The organism is Planctobacterium sp. AWH2_060 (assembly GCF_056158425.1).
This window is the reverse complement of the sequence record NZ_JBSWTG010000001.1, coordinates 898,595-921,896: the sequence shown is the minus strand read 5'-3', so window position 1 is coordinate 921,896 and position 23,302 is coordinate 898,595. Positions and strand designations below refer to the sequence as shown.

The window sequence follows — 23,302 nt, the reverse complement described above, 5'->3', positions numbered from 1 at the left end:
TTACCTTGGTGCAAATAGCTATTTCGCTTTTATCCGATAGAAGGTGGCATAGAGTACCGGAACGACACCAAGTGTTAGCAGCGTACCGACAGCCAAACCAAATGCAATAACCACAGCCATTCCGTAAAACAGCGGATCTTTAAATACGATCAACGGCAGCAACCCCATCACAGTGGTAATGGTGGTCATAGTAATTGGACGCAAACGGGTGATACTGGCTTCAATGATAGCGTCATATCCATCTCTGCCTTCTTGTCGTTCAATATCAATTCGATCTATCAGCACGATGGCGTTATTGATAATAATTCCCGCCAGGCTGTAAATGCCCAGGGTCACCATAAAACCACTTGGTGCGTTCATCACCAACAGCCCAATTACTGTGCCGATAATGGATAATGGGATGGTGAGTAAAATAATGCCTGCGCGTCGAAACGAGTTAAATTGCATAACCAATAAAATCACAATTATCGCCAGTGCCAACGGCATATTGGCACTTAAAGCTTCTGCTGCTCCAGCAGATTCTACAATTACGCCGTCGTATTCTATGTAGTGATTAAGCGGCAAATCTGCGGCCAGTTTCTGAATTTGTGCATCAATCTGGGATTTCAAATCTTCGGCTGACATCATCAGGTTACGACCTTCCACACTGACTGTGCGGAACAGGTTTTCTCTTTGTATTTTGGAGTATTGATAAACCGGACCAAAGTCAGCCACCTGAAACAATGGAATGGCTTGTCCTAACTTGCTGGAGTAAATAGAAACGGTGCGCAGTCTGTCCAGGTTAAATCGCTCTCTGTCATTGGCGCGAAATACCACTGGGATAATGTCATCGTCTTCCCGATACTCAGTAACTAAAGAGCCGGAGAAAAATCCTTGTAATTCATTGGCAATGTCTTCTGAAGTAATACCGGCCCGTCTGGCTCTGTGTTGATCTACCTGTACCTGCACTTTAACGATCAGGTTTTCCCAATCCTGACGAATATCGATGGTATTGGGCACCGATTGCAATAACGCCATAATTTCCTGGGCTTTGGCATAAATAATGTCTTTATCCGGACCTTTCACCTGGATTTTGATGGTATTGGAATCAGATGGACCGAGAAACATTTTTTCAACTCGTGCAAAAACATTTGGAAAGTTTTCGATAAAGCCTTTGTGCAGTTTTTGCTGCATGGCATCTACAGCTTCGGCGTCTTTCAGATTGATAACAATAAAGCCTTTATTATCAGCCGGATCGATTGGATTTAACGACAACACAAAGCGTGGACCGCCGTAACCCACATAGCCTGTAAAGCGCTCTATTTCAGGAAATTGTTGTTTATCATTCAGCCAGTCAAATATGGCCTGCATCTGTCTGTTTGTGGTGCGCGAAGAGGTGCCATTGGCCATTTCAATGTTCACGGTTAGCTGGTTGCGATCTGAGTCAGGAAAAAATTGTTGTGAAACAAAGTTAAAGCCCACCAAGCTCAGTATAAACAGTCCTGACATGAGACCGGCAAACAAACCCCGGTTGCTCAAGATCCAACGCAGAAAGCCGCGGTAGTGTTGCTGTATATTACTGAGCATACTGACAGCTGTGGTTTCGTTGCTTTCAGAGCGGTCGCCAGCGGTATTATCCACCTTGATAAAGTAGTAACAAAGGGTTGGGGTTACACACAACGCCAAAAGCCAACTGCTTAACAAGGTGATTAATATTACCAGTGAAATCGAACGGGTATACTCTCCTGCGGCATGCTCAGCCATCATCAGAGGAATAAAAAACAATATAGTGGTCAGGGAAGAACTAAGCAGAGGCAATGCTAGTTCCTTGCCCCCCTGAAACATGGCTTGCTTGCGATCTGCTCCTGATTCAATACGGCGTTTAAAGTCTTCTGCCACCACGATGCCATTATCGACTAACAAGCCTAAAGCGATGATCAAGGTAGCCAGGCTCATGCGTTCCAGTAACATGCCGCTAAACTGCATAATGGCTAAAGTTACCAACATGACAAACGGGATAATCGAACCCACAATTAAACCGGTTCTTTTCCCCAAAAAGAGTATCACCACCAGTAACACGATAATTAGGGTTTGCAACACGCTCATTGACACACTGGACACGGTTTTATCCACTTGTTCAGCCTGCCATGTAGCCACTTCGATATTGTAACCAATGGGTAGGGTGGCCAGGATGTTGTCTAACGTGTTTTTTAATCTGGGCGCATACTCAAGAATGTTATAGTTACTGGCCATGTTAATGGCAAACATCACGGCTGGTTTGCCGTTAAAATACGCAGGCTGATAAACGGGATCCCGATAATCTCTTTTAATTGTGACGATATCCTTTAGCGCGATGGTTTCTTCGCTGCCGGGAATAGAAATGTGCGTGTTGCTGATATCTTCAATAGAATTGAAGTTACCAGTGGGCTCTACCACAAAGGCTTTACTGCCGGTATCTATCTGTCCTCCGGGCATTATAATGTTCTGCTTCGAAAGCTCCGCACTCAGGGTGTAAGGCGATATACCCAGTTGTGATAATTTTGCACCTGATGCCTCTAAGAATATCCGCTCGTCCTGAGTGCCGGAAATGTCTACTTTTTCCGTGCCGGGCACCGAATACAACATATCGCGAATATGGGTGCTTATGTCGGCCATTTCAGCCGGAGAGAATCCATCGGAAGTAAGGGCAAGGGTAGCTACTGCAACATCGCCGTAGGAATCATTGATAAATGGCGTCTGCGTACCGGAAGGTAAGTTCGCCTGAGCTTGCTTTACCTTGTTTCTCAGGTCCTGCCAGATTAGGTCAAGATCAAAATAACGATCATAAACTTCCACATGGATGGTTGATAATCCGGTAGAAGAGGTAGAACGGATTTTTTCGACTTCTGGAATTTTTCGGATTTCTTCTTCCAGCTTTTTGGTAATTAGTTGTTCAACGCGTTCCGGTGCCATTCCCTCATATTGAGTGCTGACCACCGCTGTTCTGATGGTGATTTTGGGATCTTCTTTGGCGGGCAGGGTAAAATAAGCAAACACACCGTTAATCAATAACAGCACCAGAATCATCAGAACCGGTTTGCGGTAATTAAAAGCCAACTCAGTTAAATTCATGTTCACCTCTTAATTGTATTGCTGAACATGTTTATCTAGCAGCTTTACTGTTTGCCCATCCTGCAAATAGTTAACACCAGCTGTGGCCACTATTTCCCCTGATTGCAACCCGGTGCTGACTAGGATTTGATTATCATAGATGTTCTCGGTCAGAACCTGGCGTTTTGATACCGTTTGTGTGGCCGGATCAAATACAAATACGAAACTGCTCTGTCCTTGCCCCGGAACTATCGCTGCTATAGGAAGCCTGAAGATATCACCGGAATAGCCTGTGCGTCCGGTGCCCTCAAAGGAAAAGTCCACTTCTGCGGTCATTCCGGCCCGAAGTTCTTTAGGTGGGTTTAGAACGAAGACATTCACCGGAAATGCGTTGGCAGATTCGGCACGAGAGCCTAATTCGGTAATAGTTCCTGTGTTAGAAATGCCGGGTAGAGCGGGGAAGCTCACTTCAACCGCTACCTCTTTGTTTAATCGGGAAATAATGGTTTCCGGCACCATCACTTTTACTTCCAGGCCGTCGGTGCCTTCAATTTCAAATACAGCCTGGCCGGGAGAAACCTGCATCGAGGGCTCTGCCAAACGTTTGGTTACTGTACCGTCATAAGGAGCTTCCAATTCGGTATCTGCCAGATCCTTACGCGCGATATCCAGTTGAGCCTGCGCGATGTTCACTGCTGACTTTGCTGATTCGTAAGCCGCTTTTACATTATCGAAACCCGAAGCGGAGACTAATCCCTTCTCAATCAATTCCTGATAACGGTTAAATTCATTTTGAGCCTCACTTAATGAGGACTGAGCCTGTTGCAGATTGGCTTGCGCCGATTGCAGCGACAAGCGATAGGTGCGTTGGTCTAATTTCGCAATTATCTGACCTTTTCGAATGTTGTCGCCCAAATCTACGTCAATAGTCCTTATTTTGCCTCCGACTTCAAAACTTAGATTGGTGGCTTCAACCGGCTGAATGGTTCCTGACAACCTGCGAATTTGGGTGAAGGATGAAGGTTCGGCCTGAACCCAGGAAATAGGTCTGATTGCGGGTTCAGGGGCTTGTTTGACTTCGGTACAGGATACCAGACTGAGTAACAGCGAGACGGGAAGTATCAATGCTTTCATAGCTTTTCCGGGTAGTTTGGGTATTTATGGCCTATTGAACTGAGAATATTAGCATCGTAAAGCATTGAGTTCTGCCAGTTTTGAACTTCTTTAGAAAAACTGACAAAACTTTACAAAGGTAAATTTAAGAGCGATTAGCTTTTAGATTAGGTCTGGTTAGTTTTAAAAATTTGTATCTGACTCTGTAACTCGCTGGCCAGCTTTGCCAATTCCTGACTGGCTACTGCACTGTGATTCGCGTTTTCAGCTACCATGCCGGTACTAATGGTAAATTCGTTAATGTTCTCGCTAATCTCATTGGCAACAGCGGTTTGTTCTTCTGTAGCCACCGAAACCTGTGCGTTAATATCTGATATTTCCATTACCGCTGTAACGATCTCCTGAAGCACATTGGAAGAATCTTTGGCGTGTTCTACACTCTGGCTGGCTTTATCCTGGGCTGTTGACATAGATTCCACGGCTTCTTTCGCTGAAATCTGTAGTTTTGAGATCATGTCATTTATTTTGGTGGTGGATTCCTGAGTATTATGGGCTAACTGCCGAACTTCATCGGCGACAACTGCAAAACCTCGTCCAGACTCGCCAGCTCTGGCAGCTTCTATTGCAGCATTCAGAGCCAGTAAATTGGTCTGTTCGGCGATTCCCTGAATCATCAATACCACTTGGTTAATTTCGTTGGTTTGTTGATTCAACAAGGTTATTTTCTGCGCGTTGTCATTAACCACATTGGACAGCTCATTAATACCTTTGATGTTGTCCTGGATTTTCTCAATACCGATTGCGGCATTGCCGTTGGCGTCATTAGCTTTTACTGATGAAGTATTGGCATTGTTTGCCACTTCCTGAATGGCCGCGCTCATCTCAGCAATGGCGGTTGCAATCATGGTAGTTTGTTGTTCTTGCTCTGTGGCAGTGGCCGCCACTTGAGTACTAATACTACTCATCTCTTCTGCAGAAGATGACAGGGTGTAGGTGGCTTTCGACACATTCTTAACCAGGTTCTCCAGGCGCTCCAGCATCTTGTTAAAACCCGATGCTGTCTCGGAAATTTCATCCTTACCATCCTCTGTCGCTCTGAGTCGCAGGTCCGCGGTTTCTGCAATGTTTATAATGGTATCTCTTAATCCACGCAATGCCACCTGAATACTGCGATAAACCGCCCATGCTATAACTGCCATTGCGATGATCAATAAAATTAATGTCGTGTAGAGTAGGGCTTCGGTAGTTTCAAACTCTTCATCTGATTTTGCTTTAAACTTACCAGCTTCATTTAATTGTAAATCGATTAGATCATTGAAACTGGCACTTAAAGGATCGAAGGTGGAATATAATTCAATGACAAAATTATCTGATTGAAATGGATTCAGATTACCCGACTGAATCTGGCGCTCATAATTCTCTTTTAACCGAACAACATTTTTCAGTTCTCTTTCAGAAACTTCAGTGAGTCTTTTTTCTTCAGGGGTTAATTTTGTCTGTAAATAGCGCTGCCAGTTGTCATCCGCAGTTTGCCTGAACTCTTTCACATCTGAAAGCAGGGTATTCTTATTTATCAGACCCGCGCGATATTTTATGATAATGATCAACAATATTTACTGCGTAGTTATCTGATACCACTTTGATTTGCTTAAGTGGTACTACCCTATCATCGTATAAGCTATCGATGCCTTTAACCAAAGTCTCCATAATACCGATCATAAACAGGCTCATAACAACAAAAGAAACTAAGGGAATAACCGACAGTGAAATCAGTTTAGTTTTGACGGAAAATTGATTTAGCATAATTGTGACAGAGATAATTTTCGATTGTTATTTCAGTATTGTCGAAAATTAAATATGTACAAATTAAGCCACTAAAAATTTGGAGATTGTTATTTAGACGGAGTTTAATCCTGCGATAAATGAGTTTTTATAAACTCTGTGTCTTTGTGTCTGGCTCACCCGTGACATAAATACCAATGATGAGCTAGAATATTGAATGTGTAATTAGATGTACTTTTTGAAAGGCTCATCAATGGGGGTATTGGCCACATGATTGGTAAAATTGCTCATCACTTTTTGTGCGATACCCAATATAATTGCCAGCATATCTTTATTACCGTAACCCGCATCATAAAATGCCTGCGTTTGCTCTGAGCTTAAAACACCGCGCTTTTCTACCATGGCAAGAGTCGTTGCTCTTAAGGTTTCCAATTTAGCATCTTTTAGCGTTTTGCCATTTTTAACGTCGTCATTTAAGGACGTATCCACCCCCATCATTTCAGCAATCAGGCTATGTGCCGGCAGGCAATAATGACAGTTATGCGCGCTATTGATGGTTTGCCATACAACGGTAAGTTCATCATTATTCAGGGACGATTGGGTAAATAAACCATGTATTTGCTGATAAGCCTCCAACAACTGGGGAGACTCCGCCATTACAGCATGCAGGTTTGGGATCATACCAAAATCCTTTTGGCTCTTTTCTAATAGTGATCTCGCGGCTTCCGGCGCACTTTCAAGAGAATGTAAAGTAAAGTCAGTCATAGTTTTAACCCTCTGGTTTAAAATTCCTAAACAAATCTATTTGAAATTGAACGCTTGTTCAAGGTAGATTTGAACAAATGTTCAAATGTTTTTGGAAACAACTATGAGCCGTGCAAATATTGAATCCGCCATCGAGAAAGCAACTCAGTTGTTTTGGATGAATGGCTACGGTGCTACAACTATGCGTCAGTTGCAGCACGCTATGGACATGCGGCCAGGGAGTATTTATGGTGCTTTTGGTGATAAAGATACACTTTATCTGAGGACTCTGGAGTGCTACAAAAATCAGTGGTTACTGAAAATGAAGTCCACTATGGCCGTCTCAGACTCGGCTATTGAAGGCTTGCAGAAAACCATTGCATTGGCAATATTTAGCGATAACTCCGCACCTTCAGATTTGTGCTTTTTAGTGAAAACCGTTAATGAACTGGAAACCCGGCAACCGGATCTTGTTACCTATGCCAAAAACGCATTACTGGAGGTCCGCAATGAATTACAGCATCAGACCGAATTAGTGCTGGCTGAACAAGGCAAGACTCCAGAATATATCGCACAACAAGCTATGGGGTTGGCAATTATCATACAGGCGCAAATTATGGGACTTAAGGCGCAATTAAAGCTCATTAAAGAACCACAAGTTATCGCAGATTTAGTGAGCCAGTTTGTTGATTCAATATTTAAGCGAAAAACATGAAAACTCTGGTTTTGTGCCGTCATGCTAAATCAAGTTGGAAATTTCCGGTTAAAGACTTGTACCGCCCTCTGAACCGACGTGGATTAACACAAGCCCCTGAAATGGCGCTGCAGCGTCAGGCTCAACCTGACTTAGTACTTTGTTCACCAGCTGTCAGGGCCTGGTCTACAGCTGTGTGTTATTTTCAGGAGCAGGGCTGGGACTATTCACGTCTGAAAGTCGAACCATTACTGATCGAGGCAAGCCGTAGCGATTTGGTTGCGGCAATCACATCTGTACCAAAGGAAATAAGTCGTCTTTATTTATTCGGTCACAATCCCGGTTTTAACGACTTGCTTGACTGGTTGTGTCCAGCTGATTTATCACATCCTAATCTGGTTACCTCCGGGCGAGTGGAAATAGCGTTAAAAATAATTCATTGGCAGGACATAAAAGCCTCAGTAGGAACAATACAAAGTTGGTCCGTCCCGGGGCAGTAGAAAATCGACATATAATCGCTAATTCGTAACGAAGCATTTCAGAAAAGCAATTTCCGTCAATTTTTGATATAAAATCAGCTGTTTTTTGTCATTACAAGGCAATACACACCCATACCCAATAATAAAACGACAGGATTAGATATGAGGAACATAAGAATCACCTTGCTGGCTGCAGCGATTTCTGTGGCGGTGAATGCTCAGGCCAATGAGGCTGAGCAGAAATTTAAATTTGTGATGCAGGAAGCTGGCGCCGCACAGACTGAGTCAGACAGTGCAGAGACTCAAGCGGAAGAAGAAAAGAAAGAAAAAACCATGGCGGAGAAACTGGAAGAGAAAATGGCTTTTCCAGGAATGATGGACGTTTATCGCGATGAAAAAGACGGCTCAGGCTTTGTTGTTATCACCGAAGAAATGTTAAATAAACCCATGCTTTATATGGCTCACACCGTCAACGGTGCAATTGATGCCGGACATTTTAAAGGTGGTTACCGGGACGGAAAACTCATCGAATTCAGAAAGTACTTTGACCGAATTGATGTGGTAGCGCTCAACCCGCGCTTTTACTTTGATCAGAACAATGCCATCAGCCGCGCCGCAGATGCTAACATCAGTACAGCAGTTTTACTCTCCACTAAAATTGAAATGGATGAAGAGGGCAAGTACGCCATTCCATTGTCTGATCTGGTGCTTAACGAGAGCATTCACAAAGTATCACCCTGGCCAAACCCAGCAGCTGATAAAGACTCTAAGAGATACAAGTTAGGTAAATTCACCGATGGTAAGTCGCGTATTTTGGAAATTAATAACTTTCCAGAAAATACCGACATGATCGTGGAATACGTGTTTGAAGACGCCAACCCTAAAAATGGCGGTCATAACGAGTTAGCTGATCCCCGCTATGTCTCCGTACAGTTACAACATTCTTTTGTACAACTGCCTGAAAATGACTTTCAGCCCCGCCGAGACGACCCCAGAGTTGGTTATTTCCTGCAGCAGTTTGATGATATGACATCCGATCGCACAGCCAACTATCGCGACGTCATTAATCGTTGGGATCTACAGAAAAAGAACCCGGGCGCAGAAGTATCCGATCCTGTAAAACCCATCACATGGTGGATTGAAAACACCACACCAATGGAATGGCGTGAAACTATTAAAAATGCCACATTAGCCTGGAACTCTGCTTTTGAAAAAGCCGGTATTAGCAATGCCATTGAAGTAAAAATCCAGCCAGATGATGCAGACTGGACTGCTGATGATATCCGTTACAATGTGCTGCGCTGGACCAGTTCTCCCAGACCGCCATTCGGTGGTTACGGTCCAAGTATTGCCAACCCTTATACCGGGGAAATCATTGCGGCAGATATCATGCTTGAATATACCTTCATGAAAGGCCGTTGGATTCAGGCAAACTTCCTGAGTGATGGTTATTCTGAAACCGACATGATTGATTTTGAGCAGGAAGGGCTGCATTGCTCTTTAGGGCACGCCATGAATGCCAATTTGTTATTTGGTCAGGCTGCGGCAATGGCGCAAGGCATGGGTGACATCGAAAAAGATAAGATGTTAAAGCAAACCATGTATTACCTGATCCTACATGAGGTAGGGCATACACTAGGTCTTAACCACAACATGCGTGCAACACAGTTACACGACAATGATGTTGTACACGACGAAAGTGTTACCCAGGGCATTTTAGCTGGTTCAGTAATGGATTATCCTTCGGTCAACTTTGCTCCACCAGGTAAAGAACAAGGCGACTACTACACAGAAAAACCAGGTCCATATGATGACTGGGTTATTGAGTATGGTTATTCCGAGGCGCTGGCCGATCCGGCTGCTGAAGAAGCGCGTTTAGAAGAAATTTTGAGCCGTTCAACACAACCTGAATTGGCATTTGGTAATGATGCAGATGACATGCGTGCGCCAGGCAGACATATTGATCCTCGCGTTAATATCTTCGATATGTCCGGTGATGCAGTCGAATATGCCAAAGACCGCTTTGATTTGATTCGCGACACCTGGGGCAAAATGACGGATAAAGCCCTGACGCCAGGTGATTCATACAACGACTTAGTGGTTGGTGTAAATGCGGTATTTACCGAGTTTAGCCGTCAGGCCAATGTCACTTCTCGCTATATTGGCGGCGTTTATGTTGACCGAGCTATGGTTGGCCAGGAAGGTGCGACTAAGCCCTTCACACCAACACCTGCGGTTACACAAAAAGCAGCGATGGCATCATTGCGCGACAATCTGTTTGCGCCTAACGCCTTTGACGGTATGCAACCCCTGTATGAAATGATGCAAAAACAACGTCGTGATTTTGAAAACTTCGGCAAAAACGAAGATCCCAGAGTGCACGACATGGTACTTAAAGCACAACAAGGCGTGTTAGCCCATGTTATGCACAAAAATACGATTGAGCGCATTGTCGACACTGAATTGTATGGCAATGAATACCCGCTTGAAGTGGTATTTGCAGATTTGACCGACGCCATCTTTGAAGATGATCTGAAAGGCAGTGTCAACAGCTTCAGACAAAACCTACAGGTAGCCTACGTCGACAGACTGTTGAATATCTCGGGACTGGAAGCGAAAAGTGCCTACCCGCATTTTGCGCAGGCTGTAGCCACTTACGAGCTGGAGCAAATTGTTGAGGAGTTGAATCTTAAACGTGGTGATCAAGCCACGAAGATCCATCGCAATTTTTTGCAACGTCGTATTAACAGCGCTTTTCACAAAAGCAAAAGTTAACAATCTTTAAGAAGTTAAGGCCGACATTTTCGTCGGCCTTGTTCTATCTGTAGTATGGGCTTAATTTGTAGTTTCTGTGCGAAATTGGTTTTAGTATAAACACCCCCATATACGGATAAAATACGAATTCCCAACCAGCAGGAGAGTTAATTGGAATTTTTAAGCGAATACGGCATGTTTCTACTGAAAGCCGTAACAATTGTAATGGCGCTGCTATTTGCCTTCGGCGGCCTTGTTTCCATTGCGACAAAACAAAAGCATGAAAAAGGCGAACTGGACATCAGCTCTGTTTCTGAAAAGCTAGAGGACCTGGAATATAAAGCTAAGGCCACAGTTTTAACTAAAGATCAGTTTAAAAGTTGGGAAAAGGAACAGAAAAAGCTCAATAAGGAAAAAGACAAAAAATCCAAAGAAGGGGACACCGACCCGAAGCTTTATGTATTGGATTTTAACGGCTCTATGGATGCCAACGAAGTTGACAGCTTAAGGCAGGAAATCACCGCCTTGTTAACCATTGCAGAAGACAAAGACGAAGTGCTTGTCAGGCTGGAATCACCCGGTGGTGCAGTACACGGCTATGGCCTGGCGGCTTCCCAGTTGGCACGCATTAAAAATCGCGGTCTTAAACTGACGGTGGCGGTAGATAAAGTCGCTGCCAGTGGCGGTTATATGATGGCTTGCGTCGCCGACAAAATTATTTCTGCGCCCTTTGCTTACATAGGTTCTATTGGTGTTATTGCGCAATTGCCAAATTTCAATAAGGTGCTGAAAAACAACAACGTTGAGTGGGAACAACACACTGCGGGCGAATTCAAGCGCACCTTAACTATTTTCGGTGAAAATACCGACGAAGCCAGGGACAAATTTAAAGCCGAACTGGAAGAAATTCACCATTACTTTAAATCCCATATCAAAGAATTTCGCAATGTGGTTGATATAGATAAAGTGGCCACCGGAGAACACTGGATCGGTAAAAAAGCATTAGAGCTGGATTTAGTGGATGAGATTCAGACCTCTGATGACTATCTGTTGTCGCAGGTAAAAGACAAAGAGATTTTTGCAATCAAGTTTAAGCCGCGTAAAAAACTGGCGGATAAACTGGCAGAAGCCGCAAGTATGACAGCTAAAAATGCGCTAGCGGAAGTCAGTAACTGGCGTCAGTCTGTGTTTCGCTAAGGTCTAATACAACCAAGGCAAGTTCTGGAACGAATTTTGAGCAACACTCGGATTTAGCTTGAGCTAACCGGAGCCAGAACCAAATTATTTTGGCTACGTCTTAAATTATCGATATTTAAGCACTCAACCTACCTACATGCTCCAATTTTGAGTTTGTTGGTAGGTCGAAATTTATTTCGACGCCGCAGTATAGTTTAAGCACCTTCGTTCGATATGAATCATTGCCGGGGCGCCGACTGCGCCTTAAGGTGACCGGGCTGCGCCCCCCTTAAGAATCCCCCGCAGCCCCTGACGCGCAAAGGGAGATTAGGTTCAGCACTCCGCACAAATACCGGCGTAATCGAACCTGTTTTGATTTATCATTTTAATGAAAATTATTAGTTGCTGGATACAATGGTAATTAGATGAGCATTCATGCTCTCACCCAGCCAATACAACTTATACCAATCAGTAATAATAAAAAGCCAGTCCGAAGACTGGCTTTTTTGATCTTGGTTAGAGGTCAGATTAGTCATTACCTAATTTGTGGTAAGACTTCATATCTATCTCTTCGTTATCGCTATCTGCATCAGGGTTATTGAAAACGTCTTCTGCTAGTTTGTTTTCGGATTTAGCCACGACACAAGCAACGGTACAGTCACCGGTCACGTTGACAGCAGTTCGCGTCATATCCAATAAACGGTCAACACCAATAATCAGTGCAATACCTTCAACCGGCAAGCCTACCTGTTGCAATACCATTGCTAACATTATCAGCCCGACGCCAGGTACACCGGCAGTTCCAATGGACGCCAGGGTGGCTGTCAGAATAACCATTAGATAATCAGAAATGCTCAAATCAACATTGAACACCTGTGCGATAAAGACAGTAGCAACCCCTTGCATGATAGCCGTACCGTCCATATTGATGGTGGACCCCAGTGGCACGGTAAATGATGCGACAGAGTTGTGCACGCCCAGTTTATTGCGGGCGGTCTCCAGGGTGACCGGAAGCGTCGCACTACTGCTGGAGGTGGAAAAAGCAAACAGTGCCGTTTCACGCATTTTTTTTAACAGCATCGCAGGGTTTAATCCAGTCAGGGTTTTAAGCAACAGTGGATAAACCAACATGGCGTGAATCGCCAGTACTGCCAGCACCAGGAAGAAGTATTTAAACAACGCCAGTATGGTATCAAAACCGATAGTTGAGAATAACTTGGCCATCAACGCAAATACACCGATAGGTGCCAGGTTCATCAAAATGGTAACCAGCTTCATGATGACGTCGTTTAAGTCGTTCATGATCACAGATAAACGTTCACCCGCTTTACCGGCCATTGACATGGCAATGCCAAACAATAGCGCGAACACGATAATTTGTAGCATGTTTCCTTCGGCCATCGCACTGATGGGATTAGTGGGAAACATATTAATGATTACCTGAGGCAGAGAAGGGGCTTCGTTTGCCTGGAAGCTGGTATCAGCAGTCAGTTCAACACCTTCACCGGGAGATACCAGTAGCGCCATTGAAATAGCGATAGTGATAGCAATAGCGGTGGTCAGCACATAAAGGCCCACCGATTTACCACCGAGTCTCCCCAATTGCGAAGGATCGCTGAGATTAGAGGTTCCGCAAATCAGCGACACCAATACCAGTGGAACAACTAACATTCGTAAACTGGCGATAAAGATCTGCCCGATTATATTGAAAATACCTTCAACGAAAAATCCATACGTTGAAAATTCCAGCCCGAGTAGGCTAAAGGTAAAATCTCCGCTATCATCAAACAGTAACTGTAAGAAAAACCCGGTTAATATACCGGCTACCATGCCGATAAAAACACGGGCAGTAAGGCTATATTTTTTGTTTGCTTGTTCCATAGAGTTTGCTTTATTTATTATTTGGGACAAGCGTAACAAGATTGTTTGCGAAGCTGAATAAAAAATTTAAAAGTGGGGAAGTAGCGTGCTGGGCATAAAAACAATGAGGAAACACTGGATGGGGACTTGGTCAAAGCGCATATTAGCTTTATTGACATTGTTCACGCTGACCGCCTGTGGCGGCGGTGGTGGCGGTTTAAGCCGTGATGGTAACGATGATGACTCTGATACCGACACCAATACCCTGTCGATAGCGCTTACCATTGCAGAAGCTGAAACCGGCGCTGCTAATAATCAGTTAAGTCTCGCCACACCGCTGTTAATTACCGCAACCGTTACCGATGCCGATGGCAATCCGGTGGATGATCAATTGGTGACCTATTCCTTTAATCAAACAGGTCTTGCTAACTTCTCTCCTGAAAACGGCACGGCGCTGACCAATGCTCAGGGAGAATCCAGTATCGGCCTGGTGGTAGGCTCGGTTCAGGGTGATGGTCTGGTTACAGCAGAATTACAGACCGGAGAAAGTGCTCAGATAGGATTTAGCTCCCTGGGTGATGCCAGTATTACCGGTAGAAATGTTGCAATGCGACTATTGAGCCTGGCTTCTGGTGAAGAAGACAACAATCTCGCGTCTGCTAATCCATTAATGGTGGAAGTAACGGTAACTGATCAGACAGGGCAACCGCTGGAAGACGAGTTGATAAATTTCACATTATCCAATGATGATTTAGGCTTTTTTGATCCAGCCAGCTCTACAGCTTTAACCGACCCAACTGGCGTCGCAACGATTGATATTCGGGTGGGACAAGTAGCCGGCTCTGGTAAAATATTTGCGACATTAAGCTCCGGAGAGCAAGGCGAAATTGGCTTTAATTCAGCCGGTGATGGACAGGTGGTGGAAGAGCAACCGGCCACCCTGGACTTTTTCACCAGTTCGTTATTGCTGGCATCCAGCGGTTCTGACGAAGTGGAACTTATCGCTTTAGTCAAAGACGAAGACAATATTCTGATGGAAGGAATAGAAGTGTCATTTTCTTCTAATTCGGGAGAACTGAGTATCGTTCAGGGGACAACTCAGGCCGATGGTACTGCCAGAGCGCGATTAACTTCGCAAAATAATCCGGAAAATCGCACCATTACATTGACCGCCAGAGCCGGTGGCTTAAGCAAAACCTTAACCGTGGATGTCACCGGTACCGTAGTGAATATTAACGCGCCCACGTCGGTTATCCTCAATGATACCGGGGATATCAGCATCATAGTGGCGGATTCGGATGGAAATGGTATCCCCAACCAGCAGGTAAGCTTGTCTTCGGAGGTAGAAGGCTCTCTGTCTGATTTTAATCCTGTTACTGATGAAACCGGGTTAATAACCTTAACCTACAATGCATTGGTGTCTGGCGTAGATGTGATTACCGCTACTGCTCTAAATGCGTCGGCTTCGCAGAGCATAATTGTCCAGGAAGACGAGTTTAGTTTCGCCAGAACTACGATAGAAGACGTTCCGCTGAATACCGACGAAACTATTACCATTAGTTGGTTAAAAGACAATACCCCTTATCAGGGGGGGGACATTGTTTTAACCACCACCAGAGGGACACTAAATATCAACTCAGCGGTAACCGACGAAAATGGTCAGGTAACCTTCACTGCCAGTTCTAATACCGCAGGTCCTGCGATTATCAGCGCCCGAGGCACGGATAGTGATGGCGGCGAAGTATCAGCCAGAATAGAAGTGGAATTTATAGCTACCGAGGTCGCTTCTATCATTGTTTCTGCCAATCCAAACTCCATTGGTCCCGGTGGTCAAAAAAGCACTATAACGGCTGTCTTACGTGACCCCATTGGTAATTTAGTTAAAGGCGTGACAGTAGGCTTTACCGCAGAAGATGTTAGCGGTGGTAGTTTGTTTCCGCCCGCCGCAGTCACAGACAGCAATGGTCTGGCCTCAACTGTGTTTACCTCTAATACCGTAACCAGTGAAGATGCCATTGTGATAACCGCAACTGAGGATACCTCAGGTATTGCCGCATCCACTAATATTACAGTCGCGAATCGGGCATTATTTATTTCAATTGGTACAGGTAACGAAATTCTGTCGCCCACAGGGGATACTTACGAAAAACAATTTACATTATTTGTTACTGATGCCAATTCAAATCCGGTACCCAATGTTGAACTCACGATTTCTGGTACGCCTGTGAAATATACAGAGTTACTGGATCCCAACGCTGAGCCTGGCGATGCTAACTACCAGGTGCGTAGGCCCGCTTATTACAAAGGTTACTGGGAACCTTTCCCTAATGCTGATGCCTTTGAATATTGGGTCTCAGTGTATACCGCAGCCTGTTCAAACGAAGATATTGATGACGATGCAATTCTTGATGAAGGTGAGGATACCAATGGCAATGGCGAATTGGACCCAGGTAATGTGGGTGCTATTGATGGCAACGTAGTTACTGACACTAACGGCCAGGCCCGTTTTAGCTTTAGATATCCAAAGAACTTTGGTGCCTGGGCAACTATCAAAATAGTGGCCAGTACCCCAGTTGCAGGTTCAGAAAATCGCAGTAGCCTATTCCATACCCTTGGGGTTTCCGCTGAGGACGCCACCATCGAGAGTACTCCTCCTAATGACAACGATTTTGGTTTTGGAAGCTCTTGTACCAATACATTGTAAACACAGTTAAGGCGACCAGGTGTCGCCTTTTTTAATGGGCGTGTTTTTTGTTTCACGGCTTTTCCCAAATGTGCTTCGGGGTGCTACTCTTTAAGCTAATAACCCTACAAAATTAGCGAGGCATTTTTGTGTCTTTAACGCCCGAAGAAAAACTCAATCATTATCTATGTACGCCAGGAAACGGCGTATTTACGGTACAAACTGCAAAAGAAAAAAAGGAAGTACTGCACAATCGCCTTTACGGAGTCATCGGCGAAGAGGCAAACAAAGCCTGGCGGAAGAAGTTACAGGAATACTGTTACTACAAAGTCGACAAGCCGCTGGTATTCGGCATTTGCCATGACACAGGTGGTGGTATTTTGCGTGGTGCCAATTGGGGGCCTTTATTTGTGCGACAAGCTTTGTATGACAGACTCGATAAAAACAGTGTCGCTTACGATATTGGCGACGTTCGGGTGATCCCGCATGTGCTCATGGATAAATACCTTAACTCTGCTACGGTGCGAAGCTGTCGCGCAGCGCTGTATGAAAATGAGCATCTGGAGCTTGCTGTAAGCCCGTTATCCATTGCTTATGAAGTAGTTCGCAGTGCTTACGAGCTCAATGAGGGAGCGCGCTTCTTTGCCCTCGGTGGCGACCATTCCATCAGTTACCCGCTAACTAAAGCCTACATTGAACATCAGAAAAAATTAGGTAAAAAAGTGGGAATAATTCACTTTGATGCACACACCGATTTACTTCAGCAACGTCTGGGTATCGATATCTGTTTCGGCTCCTGGACCTACCACATATTAAACGACCTGGAACGCCCCTATCACGTGGTGCAGATAGGTATACGCTCCAGCGGTAAGCCGAAAGAACATTGGCAGGAAAAATACGGGGTCAGACAATACTGGAATTACGATGTTAAAAACCGTGGTATCGAAGCCGTTGCATCAGAAACCATTGAGCACTTTAAAAAAGAAGGTATCGACGAGATTTATCTGACCTTTGATATCGATGCGATTGGCGCAGAGTATGTGAGTGCTACCGGAACACCGGAGCCAGATGGTTTATCACCAGAAGAAGCGGTAACAGCAATAGAAATGTTTGCTAAACATCTGAAGATCACATCAGGCGATATAGCCGAAGTAGCGCCCTTTGTCAGTACCAAACACTCTGGCACCGATGCACAAGAACCAGAGTCAACCTTGAGTGCTGCAGGGGACGTGTCACGAGCCATCGTTGACGCAATACAGTTTTAATTTCTAATACCAATCAGTATTAATAATAAAAAAGGGAGCTTATCGCTCCCTTCGTAACGTCAGTCTGTGTTACGCCTGCTGGAAGGTGTAAACCGAGCCAATTTTCAGAATTTGCGTTAACTCATCCAGCGCTGAACGGGATTCGTTGAGCAATTGCGGGTCAGCCAGATCAGCAACCGAAAGTTGATCTCTGTAATGTTTATCAACCCAGGTATTTAATCGGCTAAACAACTCATCATTGATCAGTGTATTTTGATTAACCGCTGCCAATTCGTCTTCAGTTAAAGCTACACGAAGGCGCAAGCATGCTGGGCCACCGCCGTTACGCATACTCTGTTTAACATCAAAAAACTTCACTTGTTTTATCGGGGTGCCCAGGCTTACCAGTTTATCCAGATATCGGCTTACCGATTTACTTTCCTGACATTCAGTAGGAGCGATAATCGCCATTTCGCCGTTGGGTAATGCCAAGATTTGAGTATTAAACAGGTAAGTTTTTACCGCATCTAAAACACTGACATCGTCGCGAGCAACTTTGATAAAATGCAACTCATCGCCGTTGAACTTGTCGCGAATTTCGGCAAATTTAGCCTCAGTATCTAAAAACGCATCTTCGTGATAGAAAAGCACATTTTGATTACCCACGGAAATTACGTCATTGTGGAAAACGCCCTGATCGATAACCTCAGGATTTTGCTGCATAAATACAGCGTTTTCTTCACTCAATCCGTGCAAACGCGCTATCGCTTGCGAAGCTTCCAGGGTTTGACGCGCTGGATATTTTTGCGGCGCGGGTTTTGAGCCATCAAAAGCTTCTTTGCCATAAACAAACAATTCCACACCAGAACGGCCATAATCTGCGCACAGGCGAGTATGGTTAGCCGCGCCTTCATCACCAAAGTGATCATTGTCTGGTAAATGCATGTGGTGCTGGAAGTATTTCGGGTTTTGGAATGTGCCTTGTAAAATACGTCCGGTAATCAAAGGCTCTAAAGAACGGTGAAATTTATTGGTTAGATTCGCTGGCGTAAAGTGAACTTTACCATCCGCCGTATCAGCACCGGGTGAAACTGTCGCCGCATTAGCTGTCCACATACTGGAAGCGGAGCACACAGATTGTAAAATATGAGGCGCTTGCTTAGCCGCTTTTTGCAATACGTCAGCATCAGTACCGCTAAAGCCAATTCTCCTTAGGGCATGAACATTCGGTCTTTCCTGTGGTGCCAACACGCCTTGCTGCATACCGAGATCGGCCAGGGCTTTCATCTTAGTCAGACCTTGCTTTGCCGCTTCTTTAGGATTACTTGTCGCCTGGGCATTGCTGGAAGATGCGACATTGCCAAAGGACAACCCGCCGTAGTTATGAGTTGGCCCAACCAGACCATCAAAATTGACTTCGTATTGCTTCATTAGTTTCCTCTAAAGAGTTGAAGAATTCGCCTTGAGTTCTTTCATCGCGTCGCCATTATACGTGTTTTAATGCTTGTGCCAATCTTGAACTCCTTATTTTTAAAGGGCTGCAGAGCATGAATAAGATAACTATGAAGAAAATCTTGTTTTCTATTCACTTTGCAGATATACCTAAAAATAGGAAATTTTAATAACAGCATGAATGTAATGTTCCACTGGCAGTTGTGAATGCCGGTCAGGTAAAGGTTAGAACGTATAATATGGCAAAATCGCTCGTTATTGTGGAGTCGCCCGCCAAGGCAAAGACAATAAATAAATATTTGGGTAAGGATTTCATCGTAAAATCCAGCGTCGGGCATGTCAGAGATCTGCCAACGAAAGCGTTAGGGAAAGTTCCGCCCAAAAAACCGGCAAAAGAACTAAAAGAATATAGTGATGATGCAAAGCAAAAGTATTTGCAGCACTATGAATATCAAAAATTAGTGGACCGCATGGGAGTGGATCCGCAAAACGACTGGGAAGCCCACTATGAAATTATGGCGGGCAAAGAAAAAGTTGTTAATGAACTAAAGAAGCTCGCTAAAGATGCTGACCATATTTATCTCGCAACGGATTTGGATAGAGAAGGAGAAGCAATCGCCTGGCATTTGCAGAACATCATTGGTAATAAAAACAAAACCTTTCACCGGGTGGTGTTTAATGAAATTACCAAAAATGCCATAAAAGAAGCCTTTGAAACTCCGGGCGAGGTCAATACCGCACGGGTTAATGCACAACAAGCCAGGCGCTTTCTGGACAGAGTGGTGGGCTTTATGCTGTCACCCTTGTTGTGGAAGAAGGTTTCAAGAGGTCTTTCTGCTGGACGAGTGCAGTCGGTAGCTGTGCGCCTGGTGGTTGAACGTGAGCGGGAAATCAAAGCCTTCAATCCTGAAGAGTACTGGGATATTCACGCTGATGTGAACAGTCAGGCCAATACGCCATTCAGAATGATGGTGGCCAGGCAAAACGGTAAAACCTTTAAGCCGGTTAATAAAGCTGAGACTGACAGTGCAATTGCATTGCTGGAAAAAGCCAAATACGAAGTGGTCAGCCGCGAATCCCGGCCTACCAGTAGTCGTCCCAGCGCACCTTTTATTACTTCGACTTTGCAGCAAGCTGCCAGTACCAAGTTAGGTTTTGGGGTTAAAAAGACCATGATGATGGCTCAGCGATTGTATGAAGCTGGCCACATTACCTATATGAGAACCGACTCAACGAATTTGAGTGCAGAGGCGCTGAACAGTGCTCGTGGTTATATCGAATCACAGTTCGGTGACGCCTACTTACCAGAGAAACCGAACTTTTATGGTAGTAAAGACGGCGCTCAAGAGGCCCACGAAGCTATCAGACCAACGAACGTTGATAAGTTGGGGGCTTTCCTCAATGATATGGAAAAAGACGCTCAGCGGCTTTATGAGCTGATTTGGAAACAGTTCGTTGCCTGTCAAATGACGCCAGCCAAATACGACGCCACTACCATCACGGTTAAAGCGGGCGACTTCGATTTAACCGCCAAAGGTCGGGTATTAAAGTTTGATGGTTGGACGCGGGTTCAGGAACAGATAAAACGCAAAGGTGAAGAAGACAACAACCTGCCTGATGTTAAGGAAGGTGAAGTTATCAACTTGCAAAAACTGGATCCCAAACAACACTTTACCAAACCCCCAGCGCGCTTCAGCGAAGCCAGTCTGGTTAAAGAGTTGGAAAAACGGGGCATTGGCAGACCGTCTACTTACGCCAGTATTATTTCTACCATTCAGGATCGCGGTTACGTGCGTCTTGAACAACGCCGTTTTTATGCGGAAAAGATGGGCGAAATTGTCAGCGACAGATTACTGGAAAAGTTCAATGATCTGATGAGCTACGATTTTACCGCCAATATGGAACAGCATCTGGATGAAATTGCCGAAGGCAAACTCAAATGGAAAGATGTTCTGGATCAGTTTTACGATGGCTTTTACAAAAAGCTGTTAGCTGCTGAACTTCCTGCCGAAGAAGGCGGGATGAGTAGCAATAAGTCAGTAGAAACCGATATTAAGTGCGATAAGTGTGGTCGTGAAATGATGATCCGCACCTCATCGACGGGTCAGTTTTTGGGATGCTCGGGTTATAACCTGCCACCTAAGGAGCGCTGTACCAATACCATGAACCTGACTTCTGCTGATGAAGTGGTGGATCTGGACAAAGAAGATGAAGCTGAAGCACAGGTACTGAGAAAGCGTCACCGCTGCCATGTTTGCGGCACATCAATGGATAGCTACGTTATTGATGAAAAACGCAAATTGCATATTTGCGGCAACAGTCCAACCTGTACCGGATACGAAGTAGAGCAGGGTAACTTTAAAATTAAAGGTTACGACGGACCCGTTATCGATTGCGACCGCTGTGAAGCGCCAATGGAACTTAAAACCGGCCGCTTTGGTAAGTATTTTAAGTGTACCAATGAGACCTGTGGCAATACCCGTAAACTGCTGAAAAGCGGGGAAGTGGCGCCACCGAAATCGGATCCGGTGGATTTACCTGAATTGCCCTGTACCAAATCTGATGCGCACTTTGTGCTTAGAGACGGGGCTTCTGGTATCTTTTTAGCCGCCCATAACTTTCCAAAATCCAGAGAGACTCGTGCTCCTCTGGTTGAAGAGTTACAACGCTTTAAAGACAGATTACCAGAGAAGTTGCGCTATCTGGCAGATGCTCCGGCAGTGGACAATGAAGGCAATAAAACTCTGGTGCGATTTAGCCGTAAAACCAAGCAGCAATACGTTTCCTCTGAAAATGAGAAGGGTAAAGCCACTGGCTGGACTGCCTGGTTTAAGGACAACAAATGGGTGGTTGAAGAACCGAAAAAAGCTGCCGCAAAAAAGTCAAAATGACAGAAAAATAAATAAAGGCTCGCAAGAGCCTTTATTTTTGTCGCACAATCCTTACTTTATAAGCAGGAAATCCAATGGCTCAATGCTGTTGGTTTTAGGCTGTTTCAGACTTAAATCAGGTAAAAAGGATGTCATTACCCGCATCAATATTCATCGGCCTCCGCTACAGTAACAGCCGAAAAAGCAATCAGTTCATTGCCTTTATTAACGCATTTTCAGTTGCGGGGATTGCGCTGGGTTTACTGGCGTTGATTGTGACCAGTTCAGTTATGAATGGTTTTGAACAACAACTCAAAGAGCGCATTTTGGGACTAGCTCCACACTTTGTGGTGCAGGGGCAACTACCCGAAGAAACCCAAAAGGCATTACAACCCTGGGTAATTAGTTCTGCTCCATACAGTGAAAATGAAGCCGTGATCCAGGCACAGGAAGGGCTTAAACCGGTTTACATCCAGGGAATTGCCAGCAGTACGTCTCAGCAATATCAACAATTTCAGCTCAATATGGCCCAAGGCGATATCGATTCACTAAAAGCGGGAGCCTATAACATTGTGGTAGGTCGGCTATTGGCAATGCGCCTGAATCTGGCCGTAGGCGATGAAATTCGCGTCATTATTGCAGGTTCGTCTGTTTATACTCCGTTGGGGCGCATTCCGGCACAGCGCAAGTTTACTATCAGTGGTATTTTTGATGTTGGCTCAGAGCTGGACGACAAAGTCGCCCTTATCAATTTGACCGATCTTGCCAGTCTGCAGCGTAAAAAACCGGATGACATCACAAATACTCGTTTATTCATGCAGGATCCTTTTCAGTATCTGAAGGTCCGAAATGTATTAGCTGAATTTGATCTGCAATGGACTGACTGGCGTGAACGACAAGGCGCCTTGTTTGATGCGGTCAAAATGGAAAAAAATATGATGTTGGTAATGTTACTGCTGATTGTTGCCGTTGCCGCTTTTAACATTGTTTCTGCGTTAGTAATGGTAGTAAATGAAAAGCAAGGCGATATTGCTATATTGCGCACCCAGGGAATGAGTCGCTGGCAGGTTATGCAAATATTTTTAGTCAATGGTATCTACAATGGCGTTAAAGGCACTGTCATTGGCGCTTTGTTAGGCATACTGATCGCCAGTCAAATTAACAACATTATCCATTGGCTAAACCTGCCCATTGTTAACTTTTTACCGGAAGGCGAACTTCCCATTGTTATGGACTTCGTTCAAATCAGTACCCTTATTGGAACGTCTCTGGGCTTGTGTTTACTGGCATCTATTATCCCAGCCTGGCGTGCATTACAGATTAACCCCGCCAGTGCCTTGCGTTATGAATAAGCAGGTCTGAATTGGCCACTATCAATTAAC

15 protein-coding genes are annotated in these 23,302 nt (G+C 44.8%); 8 read left to right on the top strand and 7 right to left on the bottom strand.

Features of this window, described 5'->3' with window-relative positions:
• Positions 1 to 18: 18 nt before the first annotated feature.
• The 5 genes from ACXAD8_RS04060 to ACXAD8_RS04040 form a co-directional block, all read right to left on the bottom strand.
• Complete coding sequence (locus ACXAD8_RS04060) at positions 19 to 3,090, bottom strand: efflux RND transporter permease subunit (protein ID WP_475225209.1); 3,072 nt, start codon at positions 3,088 to 3,090, stop codon at positions 19 to 21.
• A 9-nt stretch (positions 3,091 to 3,099) separates the two neighbouring features.
• On the bottom strand, positions 3,100 to 4,203 hold the full coding sequence (locus tag ACXAD8_RS04055; RefSeq protein WP_475225207.1) for an efflux RND transporter periplasmic adaptor subunit: 1,104 nt from the start codon (positions 4,201 to 4,203) through the stop codon (positions 3,100 to 3,102).
• Positions 4,204 to 4,349: 146 nt separating this feature from the next.
• Entirely contained in the window at positions 4,350 to 5,792 is a 1,443-nt protein-coding gene (locus ACXAD8_RS04050) for a HAMP domain-containing methyl-accepting chemotaxis protein (protein WP_475225205.1), read from the bottom strand.
• Positions 5,749 to 5,913, bottom strand: a complete 165-nt coding sequence (locus tag ACXAD8_RS04045; RefSeq protein ID WP_475232871.1) for a hypothetical protein — start codon at positions 5,911 to 5,913, stop codon at positions 5,749 to 5,751. The genes ACXAD8_RS04050 and ACXAD8_RS04045 overlap by 44 nt, the downstream gene beginning before the upstream one ends.
• Before the next feature lie 276 nt (positions 5,914 to 6,189).
• Entirely contained in the window at positions 6,190 to 6,729 is a 540-nt protein-coding gene (locus ACXAD8_RS04040; RefSeq protein WP_475225202.1) for a carboxymuconolactone decarboxylase family protein, read from the bottom strand.
• Between the two features lie 103 nt (positions 6,730 to 6,832).
• Here ACXAD8_RS04040 and ACXAD8_RS04035 point away from each other — a divergent pair, with 103 nt between their 5' ends.
• The 4 genes from ACXAD8_RS04035 (at position 6,833) to sohB (ending at position 11,832) form a co-directional block, all read left to right on the top strand.
• Entirely contained in the window at positions 6,833 to 7,423 is a 591-nt protein-coding gene (locus ACXAD8_RS04035; RefSeq protein WP_475225200.1) for a TetR/AcrR family transcriptional regulator, read from the top strand.
• Positions 7,420 to 7,902, top strand: a complete 483-nt coding sequence (locus ACXAD8_RS04030) for a SixA phosphatase family protein (RefSeq protein WP_475225198.1) — start codon at positions 7,420 to 7,422, stop codon at positions 7,900 to 7,902. Before ACXAD8_RS04035 ends, ACXAD8_RS04030 begins: the two co-directional genes overlap by 4 nt.
• Positions 7,903 to 8,052: 150 nt before the next feature.
• Entirely contained in the window at positions 8,053 to 10,656 is a 2,604-nt protein-coding gene (locus ACXAD8_RS04025; RefSeq protein WP_475232870.1) for a zinc-dependent metalloprotease, read from the top strand.
• A gap of 150 nt (positions 10,657 to 10,806) precedes the next feature.
• Positions 10,807 to 11,832, top strand: coding sequence for a protease SohB (gene sohB / locus ACXAD8_RS04020; RefSeq protein WP_475225196.1), 1,026 nt, complete (start codon positions 10,807 to 10,809; stop codon positions 11,830 to 11,832).
• 507 nt (positions 11,833 to 12,339) lie between these two features.
• Here the strand turns inward: sohB and ACXAD8_RS04015 are convergent.
• Positions 12,340 to 13,692 carry a dicarboxylate/amino acid:cation symporter gene (locus ACXAD8_RS04015; protein WP_475225193.1) on the bottom strand — a complete coding sequence of 451 codons (1,353 nt, stop codon included), beginning with the start codon at positions 13,690 to 13,692 and terminating at the stop codon, positions 12,340 to 12,342.
• A gap of 118 nt (positions 13,693 to 13,810) precedes the next feature.
• Here ACXAD8_RS04015 and ACXAD8_RS04010 point away from each other — a divergent pair, with 118 nt between their 5' ends.
• Together ACXAD8_RS04010 and ACXAD8_RS04005 are read left to right on the top strand one after the other, a co-directional pair.
• Complete coding sequence (locus ACXAD8_RS04010; protein ID WP_475225191.1) at positions 13,811 to 16,375, top strand: Ig-like domain-containing protein; 2,565 nt, start codon at positions 13,811 to 13,813, stop codon at positions 16,373 to 16,375.
• A 128-nt stretch (positions 16,376 to 16,503) separates the two neighbouring features.
• Positions 16,504 to 17,619, top strand: coding sequence for an arginase family protein (locus ACXAD8_RS04005; protein ID WP_475225188.1), 1,116 nt, complete (start codon positions 16,504 to 16,506; stop codon positions 17,617 to 17,619).
• Positions 17,620 to 17,688: 69 nt separating this feature from the next.
• Here ACXAD8_RS04005 and astB read toward each other — a convergent pair whose 3' ends face one another.
• Positions 17,689 to 19,029: an N-succinylarginine dihydrolase gene (gene astB, locus ACXAD8_RS04000; RefSeq protein ID WP_475225185.1), complete on the bottom strand. Its 1,341-nt coding sequence runs from the start codon at positions 19,027 to 19,029 to the stop codon at positions 17,689 to 17,691.
• A gap of 260 nt (positions 19,030 to 19,289) precedes the next feature.
• Here astB and topA point away from each other — a divergent pair, with 260 nt between their 5' ends.
• The gene (gene topA / locus ACXAD8_RS03995) at positions 19,290 to 21,941 is read left to right on the top strand and encodes a type I DNA topoisomerase (RefSeq protein ID WP_475225183.1); all 2,652 of its coding nucleotides are present in this window, start codon (positions 19,290 to 19,292) and stop codon (positions 21,939 to 21,941) included.
• Positions 21,942 to 22,069: 128 nt separating this feature from the next.
• On the top strand, positions 22,070 to 23,272 hold the full coding sequence (locus tag ACXAD8_RS03990) for a lipoprotein-releasing ABC transporter permease subunit (protein WP_475225180.1): 1,203 nt from the start codon (positions 22,070 to 22,072) through the stop codon (positions 23,270 to 23,272).
• Positions 23,273 to 23,302: the final 30 nt, after the last annotated feature.

Coding starts and splice junctions, on each gene's coding strand:
- ACXAD8_RS04060 (WP_475225209.1), bottom strand. CDS start 3,090: ATGAATTTAACTGAGTTGGCTTTTAATTACCGCAAACCGGTTCTGATG.
- ACXAD8_RS04055 (WP_475225207.1), bottom strand. CDS start 4,203: ATGAAAGCATTGATACTTCCCGTCTCGCTGTTACTCAGTCTGGTATCC.
- ACXAD8_RS04045 (WP_475232871.1), bottom strand. CDS start 5,913: ATGAGCCTGTTTATGATCGGTATTATGGAGACTTTGGTTAAAGGCATC.
- ACXAD8_RS04040 (WP_475225202.1), bottom strand. CDS start 6,729: ATGACTGACTTTACTTTACATTCTCTTGAAAGTGCGCCGGAAGCCGCG.
- ACXAD8_RS04035 (WP_475225200.1), top strand. CDS start 6,833: ATGAGCCGTGCAAATATTGAATCCGCCATCGAGAAAGCAACTCAGTTG.
- ACXAD8_RS04030 (WP_475225198.1), top strand. CDS start 7,420: ATGAAAACTCTGGTTTTGTGCCGTCATGCTAAATCAAGTTGGAAATTT.
- ACXAD8_RS04015 (WP_475225193.1), bottom strand. CDS start 13,692: ATGGAACAAGCAAACAAAAAATATAGCCTTACTGCCCGTGTTTTTATC.
- ACXAD8_RS04010 (WP_475225191.1), top strand. CDS start 13,811: ATGGGGACTTGGTCAAAGCGCATATTAGCTTTATTGACATTGTTCACG.
- astB (WP_475225185.1), bottom strand. CDS start 19,029: ATGAAGCAATACGAAGTCAATTTTGATGGTCTGGTTGGGCCAACTCAT.
- topA (WP_475225183.1), top strand. CDS start 19,290: ATGGCAAAATCGCTCGTTATTGTGGAGTCGCCCGCCAAGGCAAAGACA.
- ACXAD8_RS03990 (WP_475225180.1), top strand. CDS start 22,070: ATGTCATTACCCGCATCAATATTCATCGGCCTCCGCTACAGTAACAGC.